Origin of the sequence: Methylobacterium gnaphalii (genome assembly GCF_007992215.1) — a bacterium.
GTDB lineage: Bacteria > Pseudomonadota > Alphaproteobacteria > Rhizobiales > Beijerinckiaceae > Methylobacterium > Methylobacterium gnaphalii.
The window spans coordinates 1-1,458 of sequence record NZ_BJZV01000093.1 but is presented as its reverse complement, the minus strand read 5'-3'; the positions used below and the strand labels follow the sequence as shown (position 1 = coordinate 1,458).

The 1,458-nt window shown below is 65.2% G+C and carries 1 protein-coding gene; it reads left to right on the top strand.

Annotated features, from left to right (window positions below; translation table 11 throughout):
- Positions 1-1,374, top strand: coding sequence for a transposase (locus MGN01_RS23230; protein ID WP_147049153.1), 1,374 nt, complete (start codon positions 1-3; stop codon positions 1,372-1,374).
- Positions 1,375-1,458: the final 84 nt, after the last annotated feature.

Below are 1,458 nucleotides of genomic sequence, written 5' to 3'. Positions count from 1 at the left end.
ATGATGGGCGATCGGGCCACGGTTCAGGACGCGTTGTTCTACGAGTTCAGCCTCGAACGGCATGTTCCGGCGAAGCACCTTCTTCGCGTGATTGATCGCTTCGTCGATTTGTCTGGCATCCGGCAGCATCTTGCCCCGCACGACAGCTCAATCGGCCGCCCTTCGATCGATCCCGATCTCCTGATCCGCATGCTGATCGTCGGCTACTGCTTCGGCATCCGCTCCGAGCGCCGGCTGTGCGAGGAGGTGCATCTCAACCTCGCCTATCGCTGGTTCTGCCGCCTCGGCCTCGAAGGCGACGTGCCCGATCATTCCACCTTCTCCAAGAGCCGCCACGGCCGCTTCCGCGACGCCGACCTCCTGCGAGAGCTCTTCGAGACGGTTGTGCGGCGCTGCATGGCAGAAGGGCTGGTGGGCGGCGAGGGCTTCGCTGTCGATGCCAGCCTGATCGTGGCCGACGCCCAGCGCCAGCGGGGCGTGAAGTCGGGCGAGGATCTCGATCCGACGGCGCGGCGGGCGGTGGCCGAATATCTTGCGACGCTCGACGACGCTGCTTTCGGCGCGGCGACGCCGGTGGAACCGAAGTTTGTTTCGCCGGTCGATCCGGCGGCCCGCTGGACCGCCTCCTGGGGAGGGCCGGCTGTCTTCGCCTACTGCACCAACGACTTGGTCGACGTCGAGAATGCGATCATCGTCGACGTAGAGCCCTCGACCGCGGTGAGGCAGGCGGAGGTCGGGGCGGCCAAGACGATGATCGCGCGCGTCCATGACGGTCTCGGCCTCTGGCCCGAGCGGCTGATCGCCGACACCGGCTACGGATCGGCCGAGATGCTGGACTGGCTCGTGCACGAACGCGGGATCGAGCCGCACATCCCGGTCTTCGACAAATCCCGGCGCAAGGACGGGACCTTCTCACGCGCGGACTTCGCCTATGACCATGGCAGCGACAGCTACACCTGTCCGGACGGCAAGCAGCTCAAGCTCTACCGCCGCCGTTTTGCTGCCCCGCGCGATGGGATCAATCAGGACAACACGCTGCGCTATCGGGCCAGCCAAGCCGACTGCCGAGCCTGCGCTTTGAAGGCGCAGTGCTGTCCGAACGCGCCGGCTCGCAAAGTAACGCGTTCGCTCTTCGAAGGAGCGCGCGATATGGCGCGGGCGATTGCCGAAACCGACGCCTACCGAACGTCGCGAAGGCAGCGAAAGAAGGTCGAGATGCTATTTGCGCATCTCAAGCGGATCCTGAAGCTCGACCGGTTGCGACTACGAGGGCCCAATGGTGCCCGCGACGAGTTCCACTTGGCAGCCACGGCGCAGAACGTGAGGAAGATGGCCAAGCTCTACGCCGCCAGACAACCCATCCCAGTCAGCTGAGGGCCGAGCGAGCACCGCGTCCCCTCAAACGCAGGCCCAACGGCCAGCCGAGGGCGCTGCTCTAACCGCCTTTTTCAACACTAT